The following is a 270-nucleotide window of genomic DNA, read 5'->3' on the forward strand; positions in this document are numbered from 1 at the left end:
CTGTCCCGGCCATCGCGCTGTCGGGCCCGCCCGAACCCGCGCGCCTGCGCCTGACGCTGCAGGCAAACGGGCAGGTTGCGCTGGAAACCGCCGCGCTTCCGGCTGCGCGCGAAATCTGGCGGCTGGGGCTGTCGGAGGAGCGGTTGCAATCCGACGATCCGTGGCTGAGCATAAAATCATCACACCGCGCCGCCTATGACCGCGCCCGCGCGGCGATGCCGGACGGCGTGGATGAGGTCTTGCTGCTCAATGAACGCGGTGAGGTCTGCG

At 69.3% G+C, this 270-nt stretch carries 1 protein-coding gene; it reads left to right on the forward strand.

Annotation, left to right across the window (positions count from 1 at the left end; all coding sequences use genetic code 11):
- Positions 1-270 (forward strand): hypothetical protein (locus tag JI667_RS21470; protein ID WP_206858476.1); only part of this gene is annotated, 270 nt, incomplete at both ends.

Origin of the sequence: Bacillus sp. NTK074B (genome assembly GCF_017303375.1) — a bacterium.
GTDB lineage: Bacteria > Bacillota > Bacilli > Bacillales > Bacillaceae_B > Rossellomorea.